The organism is Embleya sp. NPDC056575, assembly GCF_042793325.1.
Taxonomy (GTDB): domain Bacteria; phylum Actinomycetota; class Actinomycetes; order Streptomycetales; family Streptomycetaceae; genus Embleya.
Genome location: NZ_JBHTVA010000020.1, coordinates 46,999 through 67,968, shown reverse-complemented (window position 1 = coordinate 67,968; position 20,970 = coordinate 46,999). Strand labels below are relative to the sequence as shown.

The 20,970-nt window shown below is 72.4% G+C and carries 15 protein-coding genes; 7 read left to right on the top strand and 8 right to left on the bottom strand.

Annotated features, from left to right (window positions below; translation table 11 throughout):
- Positions 1–43: 43 nt before the first annotated feature.
- Complete coding sequence (locus ACFRCG_RS17975; RefSeq protein WP_380032553.1) at positions 44–556, bottom strand: hypothetical protein; 513 nt, start codon at positions 554–556, stop codon at positions 44–46.
- Positions 553–3,111 carry a nitrate- and nitrite sensing domain-containing protein gene (locus ACFRCG_RS17970; protein ID WP_380032552.1) on the bottom strand — a complete coding sequence of 853 codons (2,559 nt, stop codon included), beginning with the start codon at positions 3,109–3,111 and terminating at the stop codon, positions 553–555. Before ACFRCG_RS17970 ends, ACFRCG_RS17975 begins: the two co-directional genes overlap by 4 nt.
- 1,271 nt (positions 3,112–4,382) lie before the next feature.
- On the opposite strand from ACFRCG_RS17970, the gene ACFRCG_RS17965 reads away from it, so the two are divergent.
- Positions 4,383–4,913, top strand: coding sequence for a DoxX family protein (locus ACFRCG_RS17965; protein ID WP_380032551.1), 531 nt, complete (start codon positions 4,383–4,385; stop codon positions 4,911–4,913).
- A gap of 206 nt (positions 4,914–5,119) precedes the next feature.
- On the opposite strand, the gene ACFRCG_RS17960 is transcribed toward ACFRCG_RS17965, so the two are convergent.
- Positions 5,120–6,721 carry a PucR family transcriptional regulator gene (locus ACFRCG_RS17960; protein ID WP_380032550.1) on the bottom strand — a complete coding sequence of 534 codons (1,602 nt, stop codon included), beginning with the start codon at positions 6,719–6,721 and terminating at the stop codon, positions 5,120–5,122.
- Positions 6,722–6,865: 144 nt separating this feature from the next.
- On the opposite strand from ACFRCG_RS17960, the gene ACFRCG_RS17955 reads away from it, so the two are divergent.
- The 6 genes from ACFRCG_RS17955 (at position 6,866) to ACFRCG_RS17930 (ending at position 12,840) form a co-directional block, all read left to right on the top strand.
- The gene (locus ACFRCG_RS17955) at positions 6,866–8,404 is read left to right on the top strand and encodes a purine-cytosine permease family protein (RefSeq protein WP_380032548.1); all 1,539 of its coding nucleotides are present in this window, start codon (positions 6,866–6,868) and stop codon (positions 8,402–8,404) included.
- Position 8,405: 1 nt separating this feature from the next.
- Complete coding sequence (locus tag ACFRCG_RS17950; RefSeq protein ID WP_380032546.1) at positions 8,406–9,362, top strand: nitrilase-related carbon-nitrogen hydrolase; 957 nt, start codon at positions 8,406–8,408, stop codon at positions 9,360–9,362.
- Entirely contained in the window at positions 9,359–10,321 is a 963-nt protein-coding gene (gene speB, locus ACFRCG_RS17945) for an agmatinase (protein WP_380032544.1), read from the top strand. Before ACFRCG_RS17950 ends, speB begins: the two co-directional genes overlap by 4 nt.
- A gap of 155 nt (positions 10,322–10,476) precedes the next feature.
- Positions 10,477–11,448: an aldo/keto reductase gene (locus ACFRCG_RS17940; RefSeq protein ID WP_380032542.1), complete on the top strand. Its 972-nt coding sequence runs from the start codon at positions 10,477–10,479 to the stop codon at positions 11,446–11,448.
- Between the two features lie 162 nt (positions 11,449–11,610).
- Entirely contained in the window at positions 11,611–11,802 is a 192-nt protein-coding gene (locus tag ACFRCG_RS17935) for a hypothetical protein (protein ID WP_380032540.1), read from the top strand.
- Between the two features lie 228 nt (positions 11,803–12,030).
- Complete coding sequence (locus tag ACFRCG_RS17930; protein WP_380032538.1) at positions 12,031–12,840, top strand: SAM-dependent methyltransferase; 810 nt, start codon at positions 12,031–12,033, stop codon at positions 12,838–12,840.
- 66 nt (positions 12,841–12,906) lie between these two features.
- Here the strand turns inward: ACFRCG_RS17930 and ACFRCG_RS17925 are convergent, their stop codons facing one another.
- From ACFRCG_RS17925 to ACFRCG_RS17905, 5 genes are all read right to left on the bottom strand, one after another.
- On the bottom strand, positions 12,907–13,368 hold the full coding sequence (locus ACFRCG_RS17925; RefSeq protein ID WP_380032537.1) for a hypothetical protein: 462 nt from the start codon (positions 13,366–13,368) through the stop codon (positions 12,907–12,909).
- 206 nt (positions 13,369–13,574) lie between these two features.
- Positions 13,575–15,905 carry a glycosyl hydrolase family 18 protein gene (locus ACFRCG_RS17920; protein ID WP_380032536.1) on the bottom strand — a complete coding sequence of 777 codons (2,331 nt, stop codon included), beginning with the start codon at positions 15,903–15,905 and terminating at the stop codon, positions 13,575–13,577.
- 238 nt (positions 15,906–16,143) lie between these two features.
- On the bottom strand, positions 16,144–17,412 hold the full coding sequence (locus ACFRCG_RS17915) for an MFS transporter (RefSeq protein WP_380032534.1): 1,269 nt from the start codon (positions 17,410–17,412) through the stop codon (positions 16,144–16,146).
- The gene (locus ACFRCG_RS17910; RefSeq protein WP_380032533.1) at positions 17,409–18,671 is read right to left on the bottom strand and encodes a MalY/PatB family protein; all 1,263 of its coding nucleotides are present in this window, start codon (positions 18,669–18,671) and stop codon (positions 17,409–17,411) included. Before ACFRCG_RS17910 ends, ACFRCG_RS17915 begins: the two co-directional genes overlap by 4 nt.
- Complete coding sequence (locus ACFRCG_RS17905; protein ID WP_380032532.1) at positions 18,668–20,788, bottom strand: B12-binding domain-containing radical SAM protein; 2,121 nt, start codon at positions 20,786–20,788, stop codon at positions 18,668–18,670. Before ACFRCG_RS17905 ends, ACFRCG_RS17910 begins: the two co-directional genes overlap by 4 nt.
- Between the last annotated feature and the right edge of the window lie 182 nt (positions 20,789–20,970).

Below are 20,970 nucleotides of genomic sequence, written 5' to 3'. Positions count from 1 at the left end.
GCGGATGGCCGGATCGCTCGGTGGGGCAGCCGGGCCGTTCGGATCAGAAGACCCGGCTGGGGGCGGGCATGCGCGTGGGTTGCGGCTGGAGGCCGCGGCCGCGCGCGAGCGGGGTCAGCGAGGGGCCGACCCGCTCCATCAACGCGTGCATCGCCCGGATCAGCTCGCCGACGTCGGCGTTCCAGGTGGTCGCCACGATCAGCGCGGAGGGGTGGACCTGTCCGTCCGGGCCCGGAGCGGTGTTGCCCATGGTGAGCAGCAGGCCGTGCTCGGCCTGCGACATCAGCACACTGACCGGCCCCAGGCCCATCAGGTCGGCGCTGTAGTCCTGCATGAGCAGGGCTCCGGGCGCGCTCGACGCGATCTTCTCGGCGTTCGCGAGCCATGCCGCCTGCGACGCCTCGTCGGGGCGTATTCGACCGGGCAGCGCGGCCTGGGCGACCAGCAGCGAGTCACCGCTGGCGGCCACCGCGTGCAACACGTCGGGTGCGTGGTCGTGGACGAACTGGCGCATGAAGTCGTCGAGCACGCTCTGGTCGACGGCGGGCTCGGTCATGGGGATTCCTTGGGGGTCCGGGTGAAGGGCAGATCGCGGGCGCCGCGGCCGAAGGAGGCGGCGGCGGCGCTGGCCTGCGCGATGTCACGGGTGGGTGGGGCGCTACGACGGAACTGGGTCGGTTGGCCCGTGCGCCGTGCCCGCCGTGGCAGGCCCTGGGCGGTCAACTCGGGCGCGAGGTTGGCGGGGAGCGGGCCGCCGGAGATCGGGCCGGGCAGGTGCGGGTCGGCGCCGTTCGCGGTGTCGCCGAGCGCGTCGGCGGGGCCGCTGCCGTTGGCGGTGAGCGGGTACGGGCCGTCCGCGAAGGGGCTGTGGCCGTTGGGGCCGCTCGCGAACGGGCCGCGGCCATTGGGGCCGCTCGCGAAGGGGCTGTGGGGGTCGCCCGCGTTCGGGCCGCCGCCGTTGGCGCCGACGCCGATGGCGGCGGGCGCGGGTCGCGGTGCGATCGGCCGGGCGCCGCTGTCCACCCGGCGGCGGTGTCGGCCGACGGAGGCGATGATCGCGTGCGGCAGCACGATGTCGACGACCGTGCCGCCCTCGGTGCCGGGCCGCAGTTCGACGTCGATGGCCAGCGGGCGGGCCTGGAGCGCGACCACGGTCAGACCGGTCTGGCGCAGCGACGGCAGCGCGTCCACGTCGGCCTTGAGCCGCCGGTTGAGCAGGTCCGGGTCGTGGTGGCCGACGCCCTGGTCCAGGATCCGTACCAACACGCCCGCCTCGGTGCGCGCGGCGGTGATCTCCACCTCGTGCCGGCCGGAGAAGCGGGCCGCGTTGTCGACGATCTCGCCGATGATCTGAGTGACCGCGCCGACCGTGTCGCCGGCGAGGGTGACCGAAGTCGGGATGCCCTTGAACGCGATGTCAGGCAGGCGTTCGTAGCTGGTCACCCGCTGGGCGCCGGCGCGGACCACCTCGTAGAGCGGGGTGTCCGGCCACAGCCGGTTCGGCGGTTGCCCACTGAGCACGGCGATCGAGTCGGCGAGCCGCTTGGTGCCCTCGTTGCCGTGGTCGACCTCGAAGACCGTACCGAGCTGATCGACCGTCAGATTGGATTCCTGGAGCCGGTCGAGCGCGCTGCTGACCCGACTGGTCTGCACCCGGATGCGCCGGGCGACGTCGCCGAGCGCGTCGTTGTACTCGCGCTGGGCCAGCACCAGCGAGGCGCTGTGCTCGACCGTGCTGTACGCGAGGGTGGTCAGCGCGCGGGCCAGGTCGGCGATCTCGTCGGCGCCGCGCTCGCGTTCGGGCTTGGCGCCGAGCATCTTGAGCGCGTACGCCCGACCCGTCTCGTGCGGGGCCAGCGCGTCGCGCCGGCGCAGGTCGGCCTCGACGGCGGGCAGCGTCTCCTGCGTCATCACGGTGACCCGCTCGGCCAGGGTCCGCAGGCGCCGGTGCAGCAGTCGGCCGAGCCAGGCGGCGGCCGCGGCGGCGGCGAGCACCGCGCCGATCAGCACCGCGCCCTGGATGCCGGCCAGCCACCACCGGTGGTCGGCCACATCGGCCACCTCGCGGGCCACGTCGGCGTCGGCCTCCTGCTCCACCGACCATAGGCGGTCGGCCCGTTCGGCCAGCGCCGCGCGCCAGATCTCGGGTTCGAGCGGGCCGCGCGCGAGCGCGTCCTCGGTCTGCGCGACGCGGATCATCTCCGGGCCGGACAACGATCGGGCCAGTTGTTCGCGCCACTTCGACGGCGCGGTCACCGCGAACGCCTCCAGCGCCTGGTCGTGCGCGGCGCGCGCGGTGGAGGAGGCCTTGAGGACCGGGCCGCCGAGCGGGTCGGCGCCCAACGAGCGCAGCACGGTGACCTGTTGCTGGCCGAGCGCGGCCCGGGCCTGGGCGAGCGCGGTGATCGCGCGCAGCCGGCCGGCGGTCTCGCCGGACACGCCCGGGTCGAGGGCGACCCGCGCGCGCAGGTCCACGGTGGTGCCGATCCAGGCCCAATAGCGCACGGCCGCCGCCGAGGTGGCCACACCGCGCTGGTCGACCTGCACGCGCAGGCCCGGCAGGCCGCGCAGCGCGACGTCGACGGCGGCCAGCGCGTCGCGTTCGGCGGTGGAGACGGGTTCCAGGCCGCGACGGCGGTCCTGGTAGCGGCGGATGGCGGTCTCGCTCGCGGCGATCGCGGTGCGGTAGTCGGCGCTGGTGATCGGTCCGGGGCCGCGCGAGAGCAGGGTGACCGCGGCGGCGCTTTCGGCCTGGAGCCGGCGGCCCACCTCGCCCGCGTCGGCGGAGACGCGGACCAGGTCGTGCGCGTGGTCGGCGGCCCGAGCCTGCTCGACCATGTCCAGGATCGCGGATCCGGCGAAGAAGACCATGCCCGCGGAGGGCACGACGACCATGAGCGTGATCAGCCCGCGGACCCGGGGCCGGACCCGGGGCCGGATCCGGGCGACGAATCGAATCCGCAGCGGAGGACGGGAGTTCGGGTCGACGGCGGGCGGCGACGCGAAGACCGTGCCGGTGGGCGGCGAGGCGTCGGGCGGCACGTCGGCGGTCGGCTGTGCCGCGCTCGCCTCGGCCGCGCTCGCCTTGCGGGAGGGACGTATCCTCATCATCCGTGTTCGCCCCTCGTGCCCGATCGGGTGTGCGCGGGCGGGTTCGGCGTCGACGGGTGCCGCGGACCGGCGGTCACGGCCGCGATCCGACGGGGTGCGGCGGACGTCGGGAGGAGCCGGTTCGGCCGGCCGGCGCGGGTCGCGTGGGCGACGTGAGCGGGACGGCGGAGTAATCGCAACACGGGTAGTGATCCCTGAACGATGGTCGGCGGGGGAGGACTTGCGACGAGCGGGCCCGCGGGCGAGCCGCGGGCGAAGGGTTGCGGCGGCGTCGACGCGGTCGGTTCCGGCGGCCGGTGGGTCGTGGGCCGGTCCGGGACGGGGTGGTCCGGGATCGGCGGATCCGATGGGGGTTCGCGCCCGGTCCGGGCCGATCGGGTCCCGATCGGCCGGTAGCGGCGCCTCCGCTTCCGGTTCGCGGACATTCCGGTCACCCGGTGCCGGGCCCCGACACGATCCGGACCGGTGTCCGGGAGGGCGGGTGTCCGTGAGCGGGTCATGGCCGCTCGGGGCGGATGCGGGCCCGAGGCATCAGGGCACGGGATGCGGCCGGCTCCCGCGAGACCAAGTGGCGGCCCAGGTGCGGGAGTTCGAGCCCCGATGCGGCGCCCTCGGACAGTCGGCCCACCGCTCCGGGATCATTCGGTCGTGAGCTTTCGCCGCAAAAACGCCCATGAACGGATCACTCCTCGCAAGGGGGTGCGGGGTCGACCAGGAAACGCCCGATAGCGGCTGGGGCAACTGTTCGCATCGGTGCGCACACACACTGTCCCTGCGAATCCACCGAACGTCAAACGAAACTTGGGTCTCGTTGCTCCCCTGTTGTCACCGTCACGTCACCCGTCGAGGTCGCCGACGGCCGGGGTGCGGGGCGGCCTTCGGCGACGGTGAACCGACCGGATGGCCGGGATGTCCGAGCCGATCCGCAGAACGAACGAAAGCCCGGTGAAAGGGGGTTGCCGGGCAATTGCGCGCCGGCGCCGACCGATGGCGCGCGCCGGCAGAGGTGTTCGGCGCCGGCGCCCGTCGGGGGCGGATCGGGCGCCGCCCGAGGCCGGTTCGCGCGCCGCTCCCGGGCGCGACGGCCCGGGAGCGGTGTCCGCCGTCCCGGAAGTCGGCGGCACCGGCAGCGTCGCCCGTTCGGCCCTCGGTGTCCACGCGGGCGCTGTGCCATTTTGTGACAGTTGCGGAGTCCGGCATTGTCGCTACCGGGCCGGCCGCTCGAATCTGGTCTGGACCAATCTCCCGCATCCGTCCCCCAGGAGCGTCCGATGTCCCCAGTTCCGCACGCCGCCGTCGAATCGGCGAAACCCCATGTCCTCGGGCTGTTCCGAATCGTCATCGGATTGCTGTTCACCTGCCACGGCGCCGCGTCGTTGTTCGGCTTCCCGGACACCGGGCGCGGCACCGTCCCCGCGGGCGAGTGGCCCGGCTGGTACGCGGCAGTCATTCAACTCGTCGGCGGAGGGCTGGTGTTGCTCGGGCTGGGCACCCGCGCCGCCGCGTTCCTGTCCTCCGGCTCGATGGCCTACGCCTACTTCACCGAGCACCAGAAGGAGGACCTGTGGCCGCTGCAGAACGGCGGCGAACTGTCCGTGCTGTTCTGCTGGTCCCTGCTCCTGATCGTCGTCTTCGGAGCCGGCAGCTTCGCCCTCGACAACCTGCTCACCCGCAACACGCCCCCCGCCCCGGACGGCGGCCACCTCGACTCGGAAACCCCCACCAAAACCAGGAGACTCCAACCCACCAAGCCCAACACCTCGACCGGCCCCAACGAATCCGCCCCAGCGGTAGTCGGCTGACCCTGGACCACCCCGGCCCCCGATCAGCCGAACCGTCACTCGAACCAAGCATCCGGTTCGGCAGTCGAGCCCAAGCAGCCCGGTCGGCACCTGAACCAAACAGCCCGGCCGGCGTTCGAGGCCAAAGAGCCGGGCCGGCATATGAGGCCAAAAGCCCGGCCGGCGTTTGAGGCCAAAAGCCGCCCCACGGCCGAGTGTGGGGACGATCAACCCGGACTGTCGCGACGGATGCGGGCCGCCAGCCACAGATCGAACCGATCGTCCCCACTCTCCACCCGCCGCCCGGCCACCCGCATCGCCTTGTCCACCCGATTGCGCACGGTGTGCCGATGCACGTCCAGCCGCCGACTCGTCTCGTCCCACGACCCGCCCGTCTCCAGCCACACGGCCAGCGTCGCGACCAACTCGCCCCCCGGATCGGCGGCATCGATCGGCCCCAGCACGGCGTCCGCGTAGCCCGCCAGCGTGCGCGCGTCCGCAAGCCCCAGCAGCAACCGGCTCGCGGTCCCGTGCCGGGCCTCCACCGGATGCCCCGCCGCCCGGCTGACCGCCAGCAGACTGCGGGCCTGGCGGATCGACGACCCGGCCGCGTCCGGCTCGACCGCCGGCCCGACGCCCGCCGGCCGCCCGGGCGCGAACCGGCCGAGGATGGCGTACACGTCCAGATCCGCCCCGAACACCGCCTCCACCACCCCGCCCGCCACCCGGACCAGCCCGCCGGGCAACGCCAGAGCCAGATCGGCCGCCAGTTCGGCCGCGTCCGCCGCGTCCCCCACCGCCGGATCCCCGCCGTCCCCCGGCCCCACGTCGAGACCCACCACCACCCCGCGCACCGACCCCGCCGCCAGCCCCGCCGCCGCCAGTACGTCCCGCGCCTGCTCGGCCGTGGTCCCCGGAGCGAGCAGCCGGCCCAACAACGCGGCCCGCCGGCGACGTACCGGCTCGTCGGCCAGATGCCGCCGCTCCAGCTCCAAGGACAGCAGGGACACCAGCCCGGACACCAGCAGCCGAGCCGCCGACTCCACCGGCCCCGCCAGCACCAGCAGCCCGCGCAGCCGCCGGGCGCCCAGCGGCTGCACCTCCACCCGCACCCCCTCGGCGTCGCTGCTGCTCCCGCTGCCGTGCAGCCCGCGCGCGGCCACCCGGCGGATCAGATCGGTACTGGCGGCCAGCAGCGCCACCGCGTCCGGCGAGCCGTCGGCCCCCGGCGCCTCGGGCGGGCCCGCCAGACTGTCCGCGACCAGCCGGCCCACCGGGTCGGCGACGATCGCGTCCACCCCGGTCGCCACCCGCCACGCCCGCAGCGTGGCCAGCACGCCATTGCCCGACGCCGCCGCGATGGTCAACCGCCGCTGCGCCTCGAAGGCGTGCTCCAGGGCCAACCGCTGCTGCGCCGCCCGGGCCGCGAAGACCGCCTTGGTGACCGCGATGAACGGCACCTCGTCGGGCACGGTGAGCAGCGGCAGCCCGGCATCCCCGGCGGCCCGGATCAGCGGCTCCGGCGCCCGCTGGTGGGGCAGCTCCCGCCCCAGGCCGAGGACCAGCGCGCAGGCGCCCGCACCCGCGACATCGCGCACGTACGCGGCGCAGTCCCGATCGGTCATCGGCAGCAGCAGGCCGATCGTCATCAACAGCTCGCCGCCCTGAAGCCACTGCCCGGGGGTGAGCAGCTCGGACACATGCGCGGCCTCGACCCGGCGGTCCAGGCGCTCGGCACCGGACACCACGGCCAGGCGCAATTCGGGGAGGGCCACCAGGTCGGAAATGCGCAGAACGCCGGGAAGGTCGGTCGAGTGCGATATGGGCATGGACATAGTGTCCACCCTCGCCAATCAGATTCGACATCATATCGATCGTTTACGGTTGTTAACCGGGCGTACCTTCAGGCGTCACCCACCGACCGTCGACCCCGACGTGTCGACCGCGCAGGACGCAGGACCGCAGGAGAGCCCATGGACGCCACCAGGCCATCACGCGCAGCCCCGGCCGCCGCTCGCTCCGCCTCTGCGCCCGCGACGGCCGTACGGGCCGCGAGCACCCCCGACACCGCGTCCGCCCCCGGGCCCCGCCCCGGCGGCGTGGCGATCGAGACCCGCTCGATCGACTACGTCCCCGCCCGGGAACGGCACGGCAGGGTCTGGCACCAGGGTCCGTTCTGGTTCACCGGCAACTTCGTGCTGACCACGATGGTCACCGGCTTCATCGGCCCCGCCCTCGGCCTGGGCCTGGGCTGGTCGATCCTGGCGGTGGTGCTCGGCGCCTGCTTCGGCACCTTCTTCATGGCGTTCCACGCCAACCAGGGCCCGCGGATGGGCCTGCCGCAGATGATCCAGTCGCGCGCCCAGTTCGGCATCCGCGGCGCGATCGTGCCGTTCGTCGCGGTCGTGTTCGTCTACGTCGGCTTCAACGTCTTCAACGTGGTGCTGGCCACCCAGGGCCTGCAGACCGTGCTGCCCGGCGGTTCCACGCTCTGGTACGCGGTGCTGATCGCCATCGCGATCGTGCTCGCCGTGGTCGGCCACGACCTGCTGCACCTGGTCCAGCGCTGGCTGACGTACGTCCTGATCGCCGTGTTCGGCGTGCTCAGCATCGGCGCGATCGTCAACCTCGACGTGTCCACGCCCGCCGCCGGCGGCGGGATGTCCTGGACCGCGTTCCTGGTGGTCTTCTCCGGCGCGGCCGGATACCAGATCAGCTACGCCGTCTACGTCTCCGACTACTCCCGCTACCTGCCCGCCGACGTGCCCGCGCGCAAGGTGATCTGGTGGACGTACGCGGGCGCCGCGGGCTCCGCGGCCTGGCTGATGTCGCTGGGCGCGCTGCTCGCCTCGGCGCTGCCGGACCCGGACGCGATCGCGGCGGTGCGGCAGGTGGGCAACGACATCGTGCCGGGCTTCGGGACGTTCGCCGTGCTGGTGTCCGCGCTCGCGCTGATCAGCATCATGGCGGTGAACGCCTACGGCGCGATGCTCACCACGACCAGCGCGCTCGACGCGTTCCGGCCGGTGCGCCCGACCGTACGGGTGCGGGTGATCGGCATCGTGGCGATCGAGGCGATCGTCTTCGTGGTGGCGATCGTGCTGCCGGAGGACTACCTGGGCAGTTTCAACGACTTCATCCTCATGATGCTCTACGGCCTCATCCCGTGGACCGCGGTCAACCTCGTCGACTTCTACCTCGTCCGTCGAGGGCACTACGCGGTCACCGCGATCTTCGACCCGCGCGGCATCTACGGGCGCTGGTCCCGGCGCGGACTGACCGCCTACGCGGTCGGCTTCGCGGCGATGATCCCGTTCTTCAAGACCTCGTTCTTCACCGGCCCGGTGGCCGACGCGCTGGACGGCGCGGACCTGTCCTTCGTGGTCGGACTGCTGGTCGGCGGAGCGCTGTACGCCTGGCTGTGCCGCGACCTGGACCTGACCGCGGAGCGCGCTGCCGAGCGCGCGAGCGAGGCCGAACTCGAAGGCGCCGACGCGCGGTCGGGGGCCTGACATGAGCGACCGTACCGGCGACGCGATGGCGACCGTGGTGGCCTGCGCGCAAATCGCCCTGTCCGTCGGCGACGTCGAGGGCAATCGGCGCGCGGCGCTGGCCGCGATCGAGCGGGCCGCGGCGGCCGGCGCCGACGTGATCGTCCTGCCCGAACTGACCAACAGCGGCTACGTGATGCGCGACGCCGCCGAGGCCGCGGGCTACGCCGAGCCGGTGGACGGGCCGACCGTGACCGGCTGGCACGAGGCGGCCCGGCGGCTCGGGGTGATCGTGGTCGGCGGGTTCGCCGAACGCGACGCCGACGGCGCGATCCGCAACTCGGCCGTCCTGGTCGACGCGAGCGGCGTACGGGCGTGCTACCGCAAGGCGCACCTGTGGGGCCGCGAGGGCGAACTCTTCGTGCCCGGCGACGCGTTGCCGCCGGTGGTGGAGACCGACGCGGGCCGGATCGGGGTACTGGTCTGCTACGACGTCGAGTTCCCCGAATGGGTGCGGACCGCGACCCTGCGCGGCGCGGATCTGCTGTGCGCGCCGGTCAACTGGCCGTACGCGCCCCGGCCGGCGGGCGAGCGGCCGGCGGAGGACGTCCGGGTCCAGGCGAACGCCGCGGTGAACCGGGTGTTCGTCGCCGCCTGCGACCGGGCCGGCCCCGAACGCGGCACGTCCTGGGTCGGCGGCTCGATCATCGTCGACCCGGACGGCTTCCCCCTCGCCGGCCCGCCGGCCGAGGACGGCGAACACCTGCTGCTCGCCCACTGCCGACTCACCGAGGCCCGGGACAAGCGGATCGGCGCCCACAACGACGTATTCGCGGACCGACGGCCCGAACTGTACGGGCCGGTGCTCGAACCGCCCCCGCCTCCCGCACCCGACGCGGACTCGAACTCCGACTCGGATTCGAACGTGATCTCGAACTCGAACTCGCACGAGCACACCACCGAAAGGACCGAGCGATGACCGGCGCCCCCCAGGGACCCATCGACGCCACGCGCGTTCCGCGCTTCGCGGGCCCCGCCACCTTCGCGCGCCTGCCGCGCGCCGACGAGGTCGAGCGGGTCGATGTCGCCGTCGTGGGCGTGCCGTTCGACACCGGTGTCAGCTACCGGCCCGGCGCCCGCTTCGGTCCGGCGCACGTGCGCGCGTCCTCGAAGCTGCTGCGGCCGTACAACCCGGCGCTGGACGTGTCGCCGTTCGCCGAGTTGCAGGTCGCCGACGCGGGCGACATCGCGGTCAACCCGTTCGACATCGGCGCCGCGATCGCCACGCTCGAAGCCGCCGCCCGTGAGTTCGCCGCGAGCGGCACCCGACTGCTCACCATCGGCGGCGACCACACCATCGCCCTGCCCCTGCTGCGCGCGGTCGCCGCCGAGCACGGGCCGGTCGCGGTGGTGCACTTCGACGCGCATCTGGACACGTGGGACACCTACTTCGGCGAGCCGTACACCCACGGCACGCCGTTCCGCCGCGCGTCGGAGGAGGGCCTGCTCGACCCGACCCGCTGCCTGCACGTGGGCATCCGCGGGCCGCTGTACGGCCCCGACGACCTGCGCGAGGACGGCGTGCTCGGCTTCCAGGTCGTGCACAGCGACGACTACCAGGACGCCACCGTCGCGTCGGTGGTCGAGCGGATGCGGCGCCGGCTCGGCACCGGCCCGGTGTACGTCTCGGTCGACATCGACGTCCTGGACCCGGCGCACGCCCCCGGCACCGGCACCCCCGAAGCGGGCGGCCTGACCAGCCGCGAACTCCTCAACACCCTGCGCGGACTGGTGGGCCTGAACGTCGTCGGCGCGGACATCGTCGAGGTGGCCCCCGCCTACGACCACGCCGAACTCACCGGCATCGCCGCGGCCCACGTCGGCTACGAACTCCTGTCCGTCCTGGCCCGCAACCAACGCGACGGCATCCCGGCCTGACCACCCCCGAGCCCGCCCCGGCCGACCGCACGGGGGACGGTCGGCCGAGGCGTCCCACCCCTTCGATCCGGTTTCGGCGGGCCCCGGCCGGGGGTTTCGCGGTCGCGGGATATGTTCGTGGCGGTCCGGGGCCTACGGGAAGAGGTGGCGCGGTTATGGAGTATGTGAAGCTCGGCAGCACCGGGTTGGACGTCTCGCGGATCTGTCTCGGGTGTATGAGCTACGGGGTGCCCGAGCGTGGCAGCCATCCGTGGACGCTGCCCGAGGACGCGGCTCGGCCGTTGATTCGGCGCGCCGTGGAAGCCGGGATCAACTTCTTCGACACGGCCAACATCTACTCCGACGGGACCAGCGAGGAGATCGTCGGGCGCGCGTTGGCGGACTTCGCGCGGCGGGACGAGATCGTGATCGCCACGAAGCTGAACGGGCGGATGCGGCCGGGGCCGAACGCGGCCGGGCTCTCCCGCAAGGCCGTGCTGACCGAGATCGACAACTCGCTGCGCCGACTGGGTACGGATTACGTGGACCTGTACCAGATCCACCGCTGGGACACCGCGACCCCCATCGAGGAGACGATGGAGGCGCTGCACGACGTGGTCAAGGCCGGCAAGGCCCGCTACATCGGCGCGTCCTCGATGTACGCGTGGCAGTTCGCCAAGGCCCAGTACACCGCCGAGCGGCACGGCTGGACCCGGTTCGTCTCCATGCAGAACCACCTCAACCTGCTCTACCGCGAGGAGGAGCGGGAGATGTTGCCGCTGTGTGCGGACCAGGGCGTCGGGGTGATCCCGTGGAGCCCGCTGGCCCGGGGGCGACTGACCCGCGACTGGGGCGCGGACAGCGCTCGCAGCGAGACCGACGAGTTCGGCAAAACGCTGTACGGCGAGGCGGATCGCCCGATCGTCGAGGCGGTGGCCGAGATCGCCGAGGAGCGCGGGGTATCGCGGGCCCGGGTCGCGCTGGCGTGGATCGCGAGCCGACCCGGGGTGACCGCGCCGATCGTGGGCGCCGGGAAGCCGGTACACGTGGACGACGCCGTCGCGGCCCTGTCGCTGACCCTCACGGCGGCCGAGGTGGACCGGCTGGAACGCCCGTACACGCCGCGGCCGGTGGCGGGATTCGCCTGATCCCCGGGTCGGGCGACCCGCCGGTGACGCGGCGGTCGACGGGGTGTCGGTGGCGCGCGCGTACACTGCGCGCAGCCGATGCCTCGGTGGGTGTTCGGGGCGGCGCCGCCGAGATCGGCGTGTTTGCCGGGTCGGTGTCGATCCGGGCGGAAGAGGGCGTGGATGGCGGTGGAGCGCGGTCGCGACGCGCGCCGGGAGGTGTTCCTGTGGGGGCCGCCGGCGGCGGTCGCGGTGCTGATCGCGGTACTCGCGGCGTGCAGTCGGGAATGGCTGCTGAGTGCGCTGATGGCGGGGACCGCGGGTGGTGTCGCCTTCGGGTTCCACGTCCGGATCCGGCCCCGGCCTCGGCGGTAGTGCCACGGCGGCCGGTACAAGATCACCATCCGTGGGGTAACAGTCGCGGAACGGAGTGGCGATGTGACGGATTATCCGGGCGGTTGGCGGATAGCCTCCGGGACATAGGCGGGGATCCGCGGATGTCACCGGTGTGGACGGTAGGGACCGCAGTGGCGCCGAGGATGAGTCGGTCGGGGGGCAACTGTGTCCGAGGAGTGGTGGGTTCCGTCGAACGACGAGACGGAGATGGAGACTTCACCCGAGTGGGGACCGGGGGGAGTCGACATGGGGGTGCCCAGTGTCGCGCGCGTCTATGACGCGATCCTGGGCGGCAAGGATCATTTCGCGATCGACCGGGTGATCGCCGACAAGGCGATGGCCGTGATGCCCAACGCCCGTACGGGTGCTCGGGTGAATCGGGCGATCCTGGAGCGCGGTGTGCGCTATATGGCCCGGGAGGGCATCGATCAATTTCTCGACCTCGGGTCGGGATTACCCACCGCGCGCAATACCCACGAGGTGGCGCGGGAGGAGAATCCGCGCGCCCGGGTCGTCTACGTGGACAACGATCCGATCGTACTCGCGCACGGCCGCGCGTTGTTGGCGGAAAACGATCGCACCCGGGTGGTGAACGCCGACGTGCGGGACGCCCGGGACGTGCTGACCCGGCCGGAGATCACCGAACTCCTGGATCTGAAGCGGCCGTTGGGGCTGCTCATGGTCGCGGTGCTGCACCATCTCGCGGACGCGGACGATCCGGCGGAGCTGGTGCGCACCTACCGCGAGGCCCTGGCCCCGGGCAGTTACCTGTTCATCACCCACTTCTGCGATTCCACGCCGGAGGGGCGCGAGTTGGAGCACCTGTTCCTGTCCACCCTCGGCAGTGGCCGCTTCCGCAGTAGAGCGACCATAGAGGGCTTCTTCGCGGGCACCGAACCGGTCGAGCCGGGCGTGGTGCTGCTGCCGCACTGGCGTCCCGACACCCCGGTGACGGACGAATCCGCCTACGTGGGCCTGACCATGATCGGCGGCCTGGGCCGCGTCCCGGAGGCGTGAGGAGCCCGGCCGGCCCGGGGCGGGCCGACCGGGCGTCCGGGCCGGTGATGGGTGCTCAGGTGCGGCTCACCGCTGCCGCCAATCCGGCGGCGTGCCGTCGAGCCGGTGTGAATAGGCGTGCAGGCACCGGGTGTTGAAGTCGCCCTCGATCTGGTCGCGGATCGTCTGCCGCTGGGCCGCGGTGGTGAGGGCGTTGATGTTGCATTCGTTGCCCGTCTGGTCGCGGACGTAGGCGCTGCCGAACCCGAACCAGACGTCGTCCTCGCCGCCGAAGTGCAGGTTGAGGATCAACTCGACGCCGCCGATCGGCACCCGGATCGCCTTGGTGTGGTAGGAGTCGCGGTCCTCCCAGTAAATGGTGTACGAGTTCGGCGCCGCCGCGTAGGTCGCCAGATGGGTGCTCGCGGCGACCCGCGGGGTGACCGGGGCCGGTGGGGTCGACGACGGCATCGACGTGGAACTCGACGTGGACGACGAGCTGCCACCGCTGCCGCTTCCCTCGCCCGTCTTCCTGCTCGGTGTGGTCATGAACGTCCCCCCTGAGGCATTTGCGCATGATGACCCGAAGAGTGTGCTCCTCCGGTCATCATGAACACCAGGCTCCGTTCCCTCGAATGTGCGCCCGCGACTCGCTCGCCCGCGACGCGGAAGACGGCCGTACCGCCGCCCGGTGGCCCCGGACGGCGGTACGGTCGGTGTGCGGTGTGTGGCGCCGAAGTCGGCGCTTTGTGGGCCTACTTGAGGCCGTTGTCGATTGCCGTCATCAGCGCTCCGTTGGGGGTGTCACCGGACATCTCCCAGATCATCGCGCCGAGTAGGTGTTTGGATTTCAGGTAGGCCGTCTTCTGGCCGATCGACCAGGCGTCGTCGAAGGTCCACCACTGTCCGCCGGCTCCGGTGTAGCCGTAGGTCGAGACGGATTGCGCGTCGTGATAGACGGTCAGATTCGGCACGCTGCTCAGCAGGTTCTGGTAGCCGCGGGTGCCGGCCTCCTCGGCGAACTGGCCCGGTGCGGCGCCGTTCGCGGACTGCCACTCGCCGTGTACCCCGCCGTCGGCCACCGCCTGCCAGCCCCGTCCGTAGAACGGGAAGCCGATGGTCAGCTTGCGTGGATTGACCCCGGCGTCGGTGTAGATCTTCACCGCGTCGTCGATGCTGAAGTGGGTCGGGTACGGGTCCTGCGTGTCGGTGTAGAGGTTGGCCTGGTGGCCGGCGCGGTTGGGCTCCCACGAGTTGTCGCTGCCCGCGCCGTGGAAGTCGTAGCCCTGGATGTTGGCCACGTCCAGGGAGTCGAAGATCTTCGACAGGTCCCAGCCCTGGTTCACCTTGACCGGGTCGGCCGGGGTGAACGCGGTGAGCAGCTTGCGCTGTCCGCCGGTGGCGTCGAGCTGCTTGCGGAACTCGGCGAGCAGCAGGGTCAGGTTCTGCTTGTCGTTGACGTTGTAGTGGTTGCCGGCGTGCCCGTCGGGCGAGCCGGGCCACTCCCAGTCGATGTCGATGCCGTCGAACACGCCCGCGCCGGTGCCCGGGCCGCCGGCGCCGTTGTAGACCGGCAGGTCACCCTTGATCCAGGTGTCCACGCAGGACTTGACGAACTTCTGCCGGGACGCTTCGGTGGCCGCCGCGTCGGAGAAGAACTTCGAGTAGGTCCAGCCGCCGAGCGAGACCACCACCTTCAGGTGCGGGTACTTGGCCTTGAGCAGCTTGATCTGGTTGAAGTTGCCGCGCAGCTTGGCCCATCCGTCGTCGGCCACCCCGTTCACCGACTGCGAGGCCGACATCGGCCGGGCGTAGTCGGCGTCCGCGTCGCCCGCGCCGGTGCCCTGGTCGGGGTCCTGCGGGTTGGCGGTGGTGCCCTTGGTGACGCCGGCCATGCAGGTCAGGTTGACCGGATCGATGTTCTCGAAGGCGTAGTTGATCACGTCCAGTTTGGCGGCCGAGCCGGAGGTGTCCAGATTCTTCACGAAGTACTGGCGGCCGTAGATGCCCCACTGGACGAAGTAGCCGACACGCAGGTTCTTGCCGGCGCCGGCGATGTCGTCGGTGGTCACGTCCACCGCGTTGGAGGCGGGCGAGGAGTTGTCCGCCGCGTCCCGGGCCTTGACCGTGAAGGTGTAGGCGGTGGCGGGGGACAGGCCGTCGACGGTGGCCGCGGTGGCGGTGCCGGCGACGGTGGTGGCCAGGGTGCCGTTGCGGTAGACGTCGTACGCGGCCACGCCGACGTTGTCCGTCGACGCGTTCCAGGCCAGGGCGACGGTGGCGGACGTCTTGCCGGTGCTGCGCAGCGTGCCCGGCGCGGTCGGCGGGGTCGGGTCGCTCGCCGGGTCGACGGTGGTCACCGTCACCGGTGCGCTCGCCGGGCCCGGATTGCCGCGCTTGTCCTTGGCCCGGACCGCGTAGGTGTACGCGGTGGCCGGGGTCAGGTTGGTCAACGTGGCGGTGGTGGACGTGGTGGTGGCGACGGTGGTGCCGCCGGAGCTCACCTCGTAGTCGGTCACCGGGTAGTCGCCGCCGGCCGCCGGGGTCCAGGCGAGCGAGATGGAGTGTGCGGTGATGGTGGTGGCGTGCGGTGTGCCGGGTGCGGTGGGCGGGACGTCGGGGGTGCCGTCGCACTTGTCGCCGTTGACGGTGCAGTGGGTGGGCGTGCCGGCGGGGCCGTTGCCGACGAACCAATAGCTGAACGGGTCGGTGCTGCCGCCGGCGGCGATGGTGCCGTTGTAGTAGGCGTTCTTGACCGAGACGTGGCTGCCGGTGACGGTGGCGTCGCCGTAGTAGTTGCCGTTGACGGTGACCCCGGGTGGCAGGTCGAACTCCAGTTGCCAGCCGGTGACGGCGGCGGTGCCGCCGTTGTGTACGACGTAAGTGCCCTTCCACCACGAGCCGTTGTCCTGGACGGAGAACGTCGCGGTGAGTTTGCCGGCCGCCTGCGCGGCGCCGGCGTTGAGACCGGTGAGTACGGCCAGGGGCAGGGCCAGGACGGCGATCAGGACGGCCGCGCGGCTGCGCAGGCTGTTGCGGAATCTGCCGCGGAGCGTGCCGCGGACCGGGCGTGGGTGTGGGGACATGGCTCTCTCCCTGCGTGCGTGGAACAGGGCTGTGCGGAACCGTGCACGTGCGCGCCTCACCGGGGTGACCGCGCGACGGGGACGTCGATCACGGTCGAGAAGCGGTCGCCGGCGAAATTGGTCTGGACCAAAACGCCTCTAGGACGTTAAGTGGTCTGGACCAAAAGGTCAACAGTGGATGCGCGGGACGCGGCGCCGACGTCGGTTTTTGCCGACCGGTGCGGCGGTCCGCTCGTGCTCAGCGCGGGAGTTCGGCGCGGCGAACGATCGGGGAGGTCAGCCCGACGGCGGCGCCGAGGGCACTGATCCCGGCGAAGACCGCGTAGGCGGGGCCCGGGCCGGTGGCGGCGACGGTGGCGCCGAACAGGGGGAAGGCGATCGGACCGAGGCCGAAGGCGGTCAGGCTGAGGACGGAGGCGACCCGGCCCTGGTAGGCGGGTTCGGTCGCGGTCTGCACGAGGGCGTGGCTCAGGCCGCCGTTGAGGCCGAACAGCAGGCCGGCGCAGGCCGCGACGGCGACGGCGATCGGCAGGACGGTGGTCGCGCCGAGACCGGCCAGGCCCGCGGAGCCGGCGGCCAGGGCGGCGATCAGGACGGCGCCGGCTCGGGGCAGCCGGCCGGTCACGGTGAGGAGCAGTGCGCTCGCGCCCGCGCCGATACCGAACCCGCCCGCGAGCCAGCCGGCGCCCGAGGCGCCCCAGCCGCGTGTGTCGGCCAGGACGACCATGCCGACGTTCAGCGGTCCGCCGGCGCCGAGTTCGATGAGCGCGCTCGCCAGGACGAGACGACGGATCAGCGGGCGGCGGCGGATGTAGCCCAGGCCGTCGGTGAGTTCGCGCCACGCGGCGGCCCGCGAACGGCCGCCGGCGGGGGCGTCCGTCGCGGTGGGGGTGGATCCGGCGCCGGGTATCCGTACCGCGAGCAGCATCACGAGGGAGAGCGCGAACAGCCCGCCCGCGAGGGTGAACGCGGCGGCCGGGCCGCCGAGCGCCAGTGCGAGGCCGGCCAGGGGCGGCCCGGCGGTCTGGCCGAGTCGGATGGACAGCGCGCGCATGCCCTGGACCCGGACCAGTTCCCCGGGCGCGGCCAGCAGCGGCGGGAGCGCGCCCACGGCCGGCATGAACAACGCGTCGACGACGCTGAACACCAGCGCGACGGCGATCAGCAGCCACAGCCCGGGTGCGGACAACGCCAGCGCCGCGGCGGCGGCGAGCACGACCAGGCAGCGCACGGCATCGCTGCCGATCACCACCCGACGTGGCCCGAACAGGTCGGCGACCACACCGCCGCCGAGCATGAGCACCGCGCGGGGGATCGCCGCGATCGCCATGACCAACCCGACCCGAGCGGGCCCACCGTGCTGATTGGCGGCCCACCCCAGGGCGAGAAAGAACCCGCTGTCACCGACCACGGAGGCCGTATACGCGACCAGCCAACGCAACACGTTGCGATCACGATGCGCGGGTGACCCGGCAACGACGCTCGCCGCCGGCGCCGCACGCCTCATATGCGGCCGGGCGCGCGGAGCGCCGCGTGCATGCGGTTCAGGATTTCGTCGAGGACTCCCGCCGATGTGGCGAAGTTCAGACGGGCGAAGCCGCTTCCTTCGGGGCCGAAGGACGGGCCGGAGAAGAGCAGGACCCTGGCGTGGTCGCGGAAGAAGACGTACGGGTCGTCGCCCAGGCCCAGCGGGCGGCAGTCGAGCCAGGCCAGGAAGCCCGCCTCGGGGGAGTGGTGGCGGATGCCCTCGGGCAGCCCCGCGGCGAGACGGCGGCGGTTGCGGTCGAGGAGGACGCGTACCTCGTCCAGCCACGCGTCGCCCTCCGACCAGGCCGCCTCCAAGGCGGCCACGGCCAGCACGCCGACCTGGCCGAAGAGCAGTCCCCGCCGGGCGTCCACCGCGTCCCGCAGCTCCGGCGGGCCGATGTGCGCGGCGGCGCAGCGGATGCCCGCCAGGTTGAACGCCTTGCTGCCCGAGGTCACGGTGACCGTGCGGGCGGCGACCTCCGGCCCGAGGGACGCGAACGGGATGTGTAGGTGCGGCGGGTGGGTCAGGTCCGCGTGCACCTCGTCGGAGATCACCAACAGGTCGTGCCGAAGCGCGAGTTCGGCCAGTCCTTCGAGTTCGTCCCGGCGCAGCACCCGGCCCGTGGGATTGTGCGGATTGACCAGGAACAACACCCGGCAACGCTTCGCCCGGTCGAGCGTCGCGGCCACCCGGTCCGGGTCGAGCGTCCAGCCGTGCAGGCCCTCCTCGATCGGCACGGTCAGCGGCGGTCGGTCCATCCGGCGCAGGTCGTCGACGAACGGCGGGCAGGCGGGCGTGTGCAGGACTACCGCGTCGCCTGGGCGCGTGGCCAGGTGCAGGACCGCCGACATCGCCTGGTTGACGTCGGTGAACAGGCGCAGGTGGGTCGGCTCGGCGGCGAAGCCGAACCGGCGCTTCATCCGGGCCGCGAACACCTCGCCCAGCGGCGCTCCTTCGGTCCCGTCGAACCACACCGGGTAGCCCAGGTCGCCGTCGATCCGCCGGATCAGCGCGGCGCGGATCTCGGGCGCGATCGGGAAGTCCATGTCGCCGATCCACGCGGACAACGTGTCCTCGGGCGCGTAGGCCCACTTCTCCCCGTCGCGACGGGCCAGGACATCCGGGTCGAGCGCGTCGAACACCCGGTGTCCGAAGACGGGTTCGCACCCGAAGGCGGGTTCGTGCCCGGCGGGGTCCAAGGGCTCGAAGTCGGCCGCCGGGGCCGCGTCCGCGCTCATCGGCCGGACTCCTCGGCAGCGGCGGCCACGCCCGGTGGAAAACCGGCCACGACCCGCGCGCCGCCGGGCATACCGCCGGCCGGCTCCGTGCTCCCGGGCCTGCCGCCCGGCCCCGCCCCGCCCGTCCCGTCGTCCCGGTCGCCTGCCGCCTCGCCCTCCCCCTCCTCCGGCGCGACCTCGGCCCCGACCCCGTCCCCCTCCCCGAGCAGCGGCGACGAGTCGTTGCGCACCGCCCCCCAGCGGCGTTCCGTCTCGCGGTGGATGTGCCAGATGTCGTCCTCGGCCAGCACCACCGAGACCACGCCCGGGAAGGCCTCCTCGAAGTAGGTGTAGGGGCGCCGGTTGTCCACCCGGGGCGAGTGGTAGTCGAGCCGATCGTGCATGCCGTGTACGCGGGTGATCGGCGTGGCGGGATGGTAGGTGAGGATGTTCGGGCTGGCCAGATCGATCAGGCGTGCGTCGATCAGGCCGCCCACCGCCTCGATCGTCTCGTCGATGCTCCCGCGCGTCTCGCCGTCGAGGCCGAACAACACCGAGGTGCCCACCCGCATCCCGTGCCGCTTGACCAGCGACACCGCCTCGCGCACCCGATGCGCCCACGGCCGGTCGGTGCCGCGCCGCAGGTTCTTGTGGATGTGGTCCATCACCTGCGTGGACATGCTCTCGATGCCGACGTACACATACGAGCAGCCGGCCTCGCGCATCCGGTTCAGGATCTCGCTCGCCGCGTGCCGCTCCCGCAGCGCGATCAGGGTGTCCACGGTGAGTTGGGCACCCCATTCGAGGTCTCGCAGCCGGGCCGGATCGTCCGGCTCCGGCAGCAGCCGGGCGAAGCGCACCGGCAACGCCGCCGGTTCGCTCCCGCGCAACTCCCGCAACCGCCCGCAGAACTCGGCGATGTCACGCGAACGCCCGCTCCAGAACACCGAGTCGTCGAAGAACAGCGCCTCGGCACCGTAGCCGACGTATTCACACACGCGTTCCAGCGCACGGCCGACCGGATCCTCCCGGAACCGCTTGAGGCCGATGCCGAGCGTGGAGGACTCCGAGCAGAAATTGCAGTGATAGGGACAGGCGTTGGAGACCATCACGTGTGCCGTGCGTCGGATACCGCCGTCGGCGTGCGTGAAGATCGGGAAGCGCGAGCGGATCGCGAACGCCTCGTACGGCGAGGGCAACGAGCCCAGATCGAGCGAGGATCCGTCCTGCGGCAGCACGTCGAACCCGGAGGCGGACAGCAGCACGATCACGGAACTGCCCACCGAGGGACCCTCCTTGTCGAGCAGCCCCTGGAGGCAGGGCAACACCCGATCGCGGTCGACCCAGCGCCGATCCAGGTCGGTGGCCAGGGCCAGGGCGCGCATCAGCAGGTCGAGCGCGTGGTACGCCTCACCGGTGATCACCGCGTCGAACACCCGGGGCGCGCGCCCGTCGGCGATCACGGCGAGCGGACTGCTGGGGGCGAGCACGAGGCGCTCCCGATGCGGTACCCGGATCACCGTCTCGTCCGCGTGGCGTCCGCCGAGCACCACGAAGGCGTCCGGGACCTCGGTGCGGACCAGGCCGGCGATCTCCAGGGCGTAGCGGTGCGCCGGGGAGACCGCGCTGATCAGCACGACCCTGGGCCGTACCCGGCGGAGCAGCCGGATCCAGCGCACCCGGGCGGTCTCGTCCCAGATCCGGGGGTCGAAGACGGTCTGGTCGGTGTTCGGGTCGGTACCGTAGTCGCGGTAGCCGTCGTGGCCGGCCGTCATTCGGTAGGCGTGGTCCGGGAATCGGGTCCACTCCGGCGCCAGGTCGTTGTAGTGTTCGGCGCATTGGAGCCGCCCCGCGTCGGCGACGGCGCGGTGCACGGCGAGGCTGAGCGCGGCGTACAGACACATCGGGTCGCCGGGGTAGGTGATCTCGCCCTCGGCCTGGGTCATCACGGGCGCCAGGACGGAGAGCACCGGGAAGTACCGGGTCGCCGTGCGGCCGGCGGCCAGGTCCGTCGCGAGTCGGTGCCTGCGCGTACTCAGGAGTTCCTGGAAGATCGCCGGCGCGGCGCCGCCGCCCGCGTCGTGGAATCTGATGTCCGCGCCGGCCGAGGTCGGTTCTTCGTCGACGGAATTGGTCATCGGCCCTCCAGGTCGGTCCCCGACGTGCCATCAGGCCGCCGACGGCCGAAATCCCGCGCGTGGGCCGCAGAACGATCCCCCATGACGCCGCACGTGCCGTCGCACGGGCATGGCGTCCACCATCGGTGAGGGTCCCGGGGGGCGAAAGTGTTGCCCTGTTGCCCAAACGAGGAAACAGCGCC

Excerpts from the sequence above, each read along its gene's own strand:
- ACFRCG_RS17975 (WP_380032553.1), bottom strand. The coding sequence starts at position 556 with ATGACCGAGCCCGCCGTCGACCAGAGCGTGCTCGACGACTTCATGCGC.
- ACFRCG_RS17970 (WP_380032552.1), bottom strand. The coding sequence starts at position 3,111 with ATGATGAGGATACGTCCCTCCCGCAAGGCGAGCGCGGCCGAGGCGAGC.
- ACFRCG_RS17965 (WP_380032551.1), top strand. The coding sequence starts at position 4,383 with ATGTCCCCAGTTCCGCACGCCGCCGTCGAATCGGCGAAACCCCATGTC.
- ACFRCG_RS17960 (WP_380032550.1), bottom strand. The coding sequence starts at position 6,721 with ATGCCCATATCGCACTCGACCGACCTTCCCGGCGTTCTGCGCATTTCC.
- ACFRCG_RS17955 (WP_380032548.1), top strand. The coding sequence starts at position 6,866 with ATGGACGCCACCAGGCCATCACGCGCAGCCCCGGCCGCCGCTCGCTCC.
- ACFRCG_RS17950 (WP_380032546.1), top strand. The coding sequence starts at position 8,406 with ATGAGCGACCGTACCGGCGACGCGATGGCGACCGTGGTGGCCTGCGCG.
- speB (WP_380032544.1), top strand. The coding sequence starts at position 9,359 with ATGACCGGCGCCCCCCAGGGACCCATCGACGCCACGCGCGTTCCGCGC.
- ACFRCG_RS17940 (WP_380032542.1), top strand. The coding sequence starts at position 10,477 with ATGGAGTATGTGAAGCTCGGCAGCACCGGGTTGGACGTCTCGCGGATC.
- ACFRCG_RS17935 (WP_380032540.1), top strand. The coding sequence starts at position 11,611 with ATGGCGGTGGAGCGCGGTCGCGACGCGCGCCGGGAGGTGTTCCTGTGG.
- ACFRCG_RS17930 (WP_380032538.1), top strand. The coding sequence starts at position 12,031 with ATGGAGACTTCACCCGAGTGGGGACCGGGGGGAGTCGACATGGGGGTG.
- ACFRCG_RS17925 (WP_380032537.1), bottom strand. The coding sequence starts at position 13,368 with ATGACCACACCGAGCAGGAAGACGGGCGAGGGAAGCGGCAGCGGTGGC.
- ACFRCG_RS17920 (WP_380032536.1), bottom strand. The coding sequence starts at position 15,905 with ATGTCCCCACACCCACGCCCGGTCCGCGGCACGCTCCGCGGCAGATTC.
- ACFRCG_RS17915 (WP_380032534.1), bottom strand. The coding sequence starts at position 17,412 with ATGAGGCGTGCGGCGCCGGCGGCGAGCGTCGTTGCCGGGTCACCCGCG.
- ACFRCG_RS17910 (WP_380032533.1), bottom strand. The coding sequence starts at position 18,671 with ATGAGCGCGGACGCGGCCCCGGCGGCCGACTTCGAGCCCTTGGACCCC.
- ACFRCG_RS17905 (WP_380032532.1), bottom strand. The coding sequence starts at position 20,788 with ATGACCAATTCCGTCGACGAAGAACCGACCTCGGCCGGCGCGGACATC.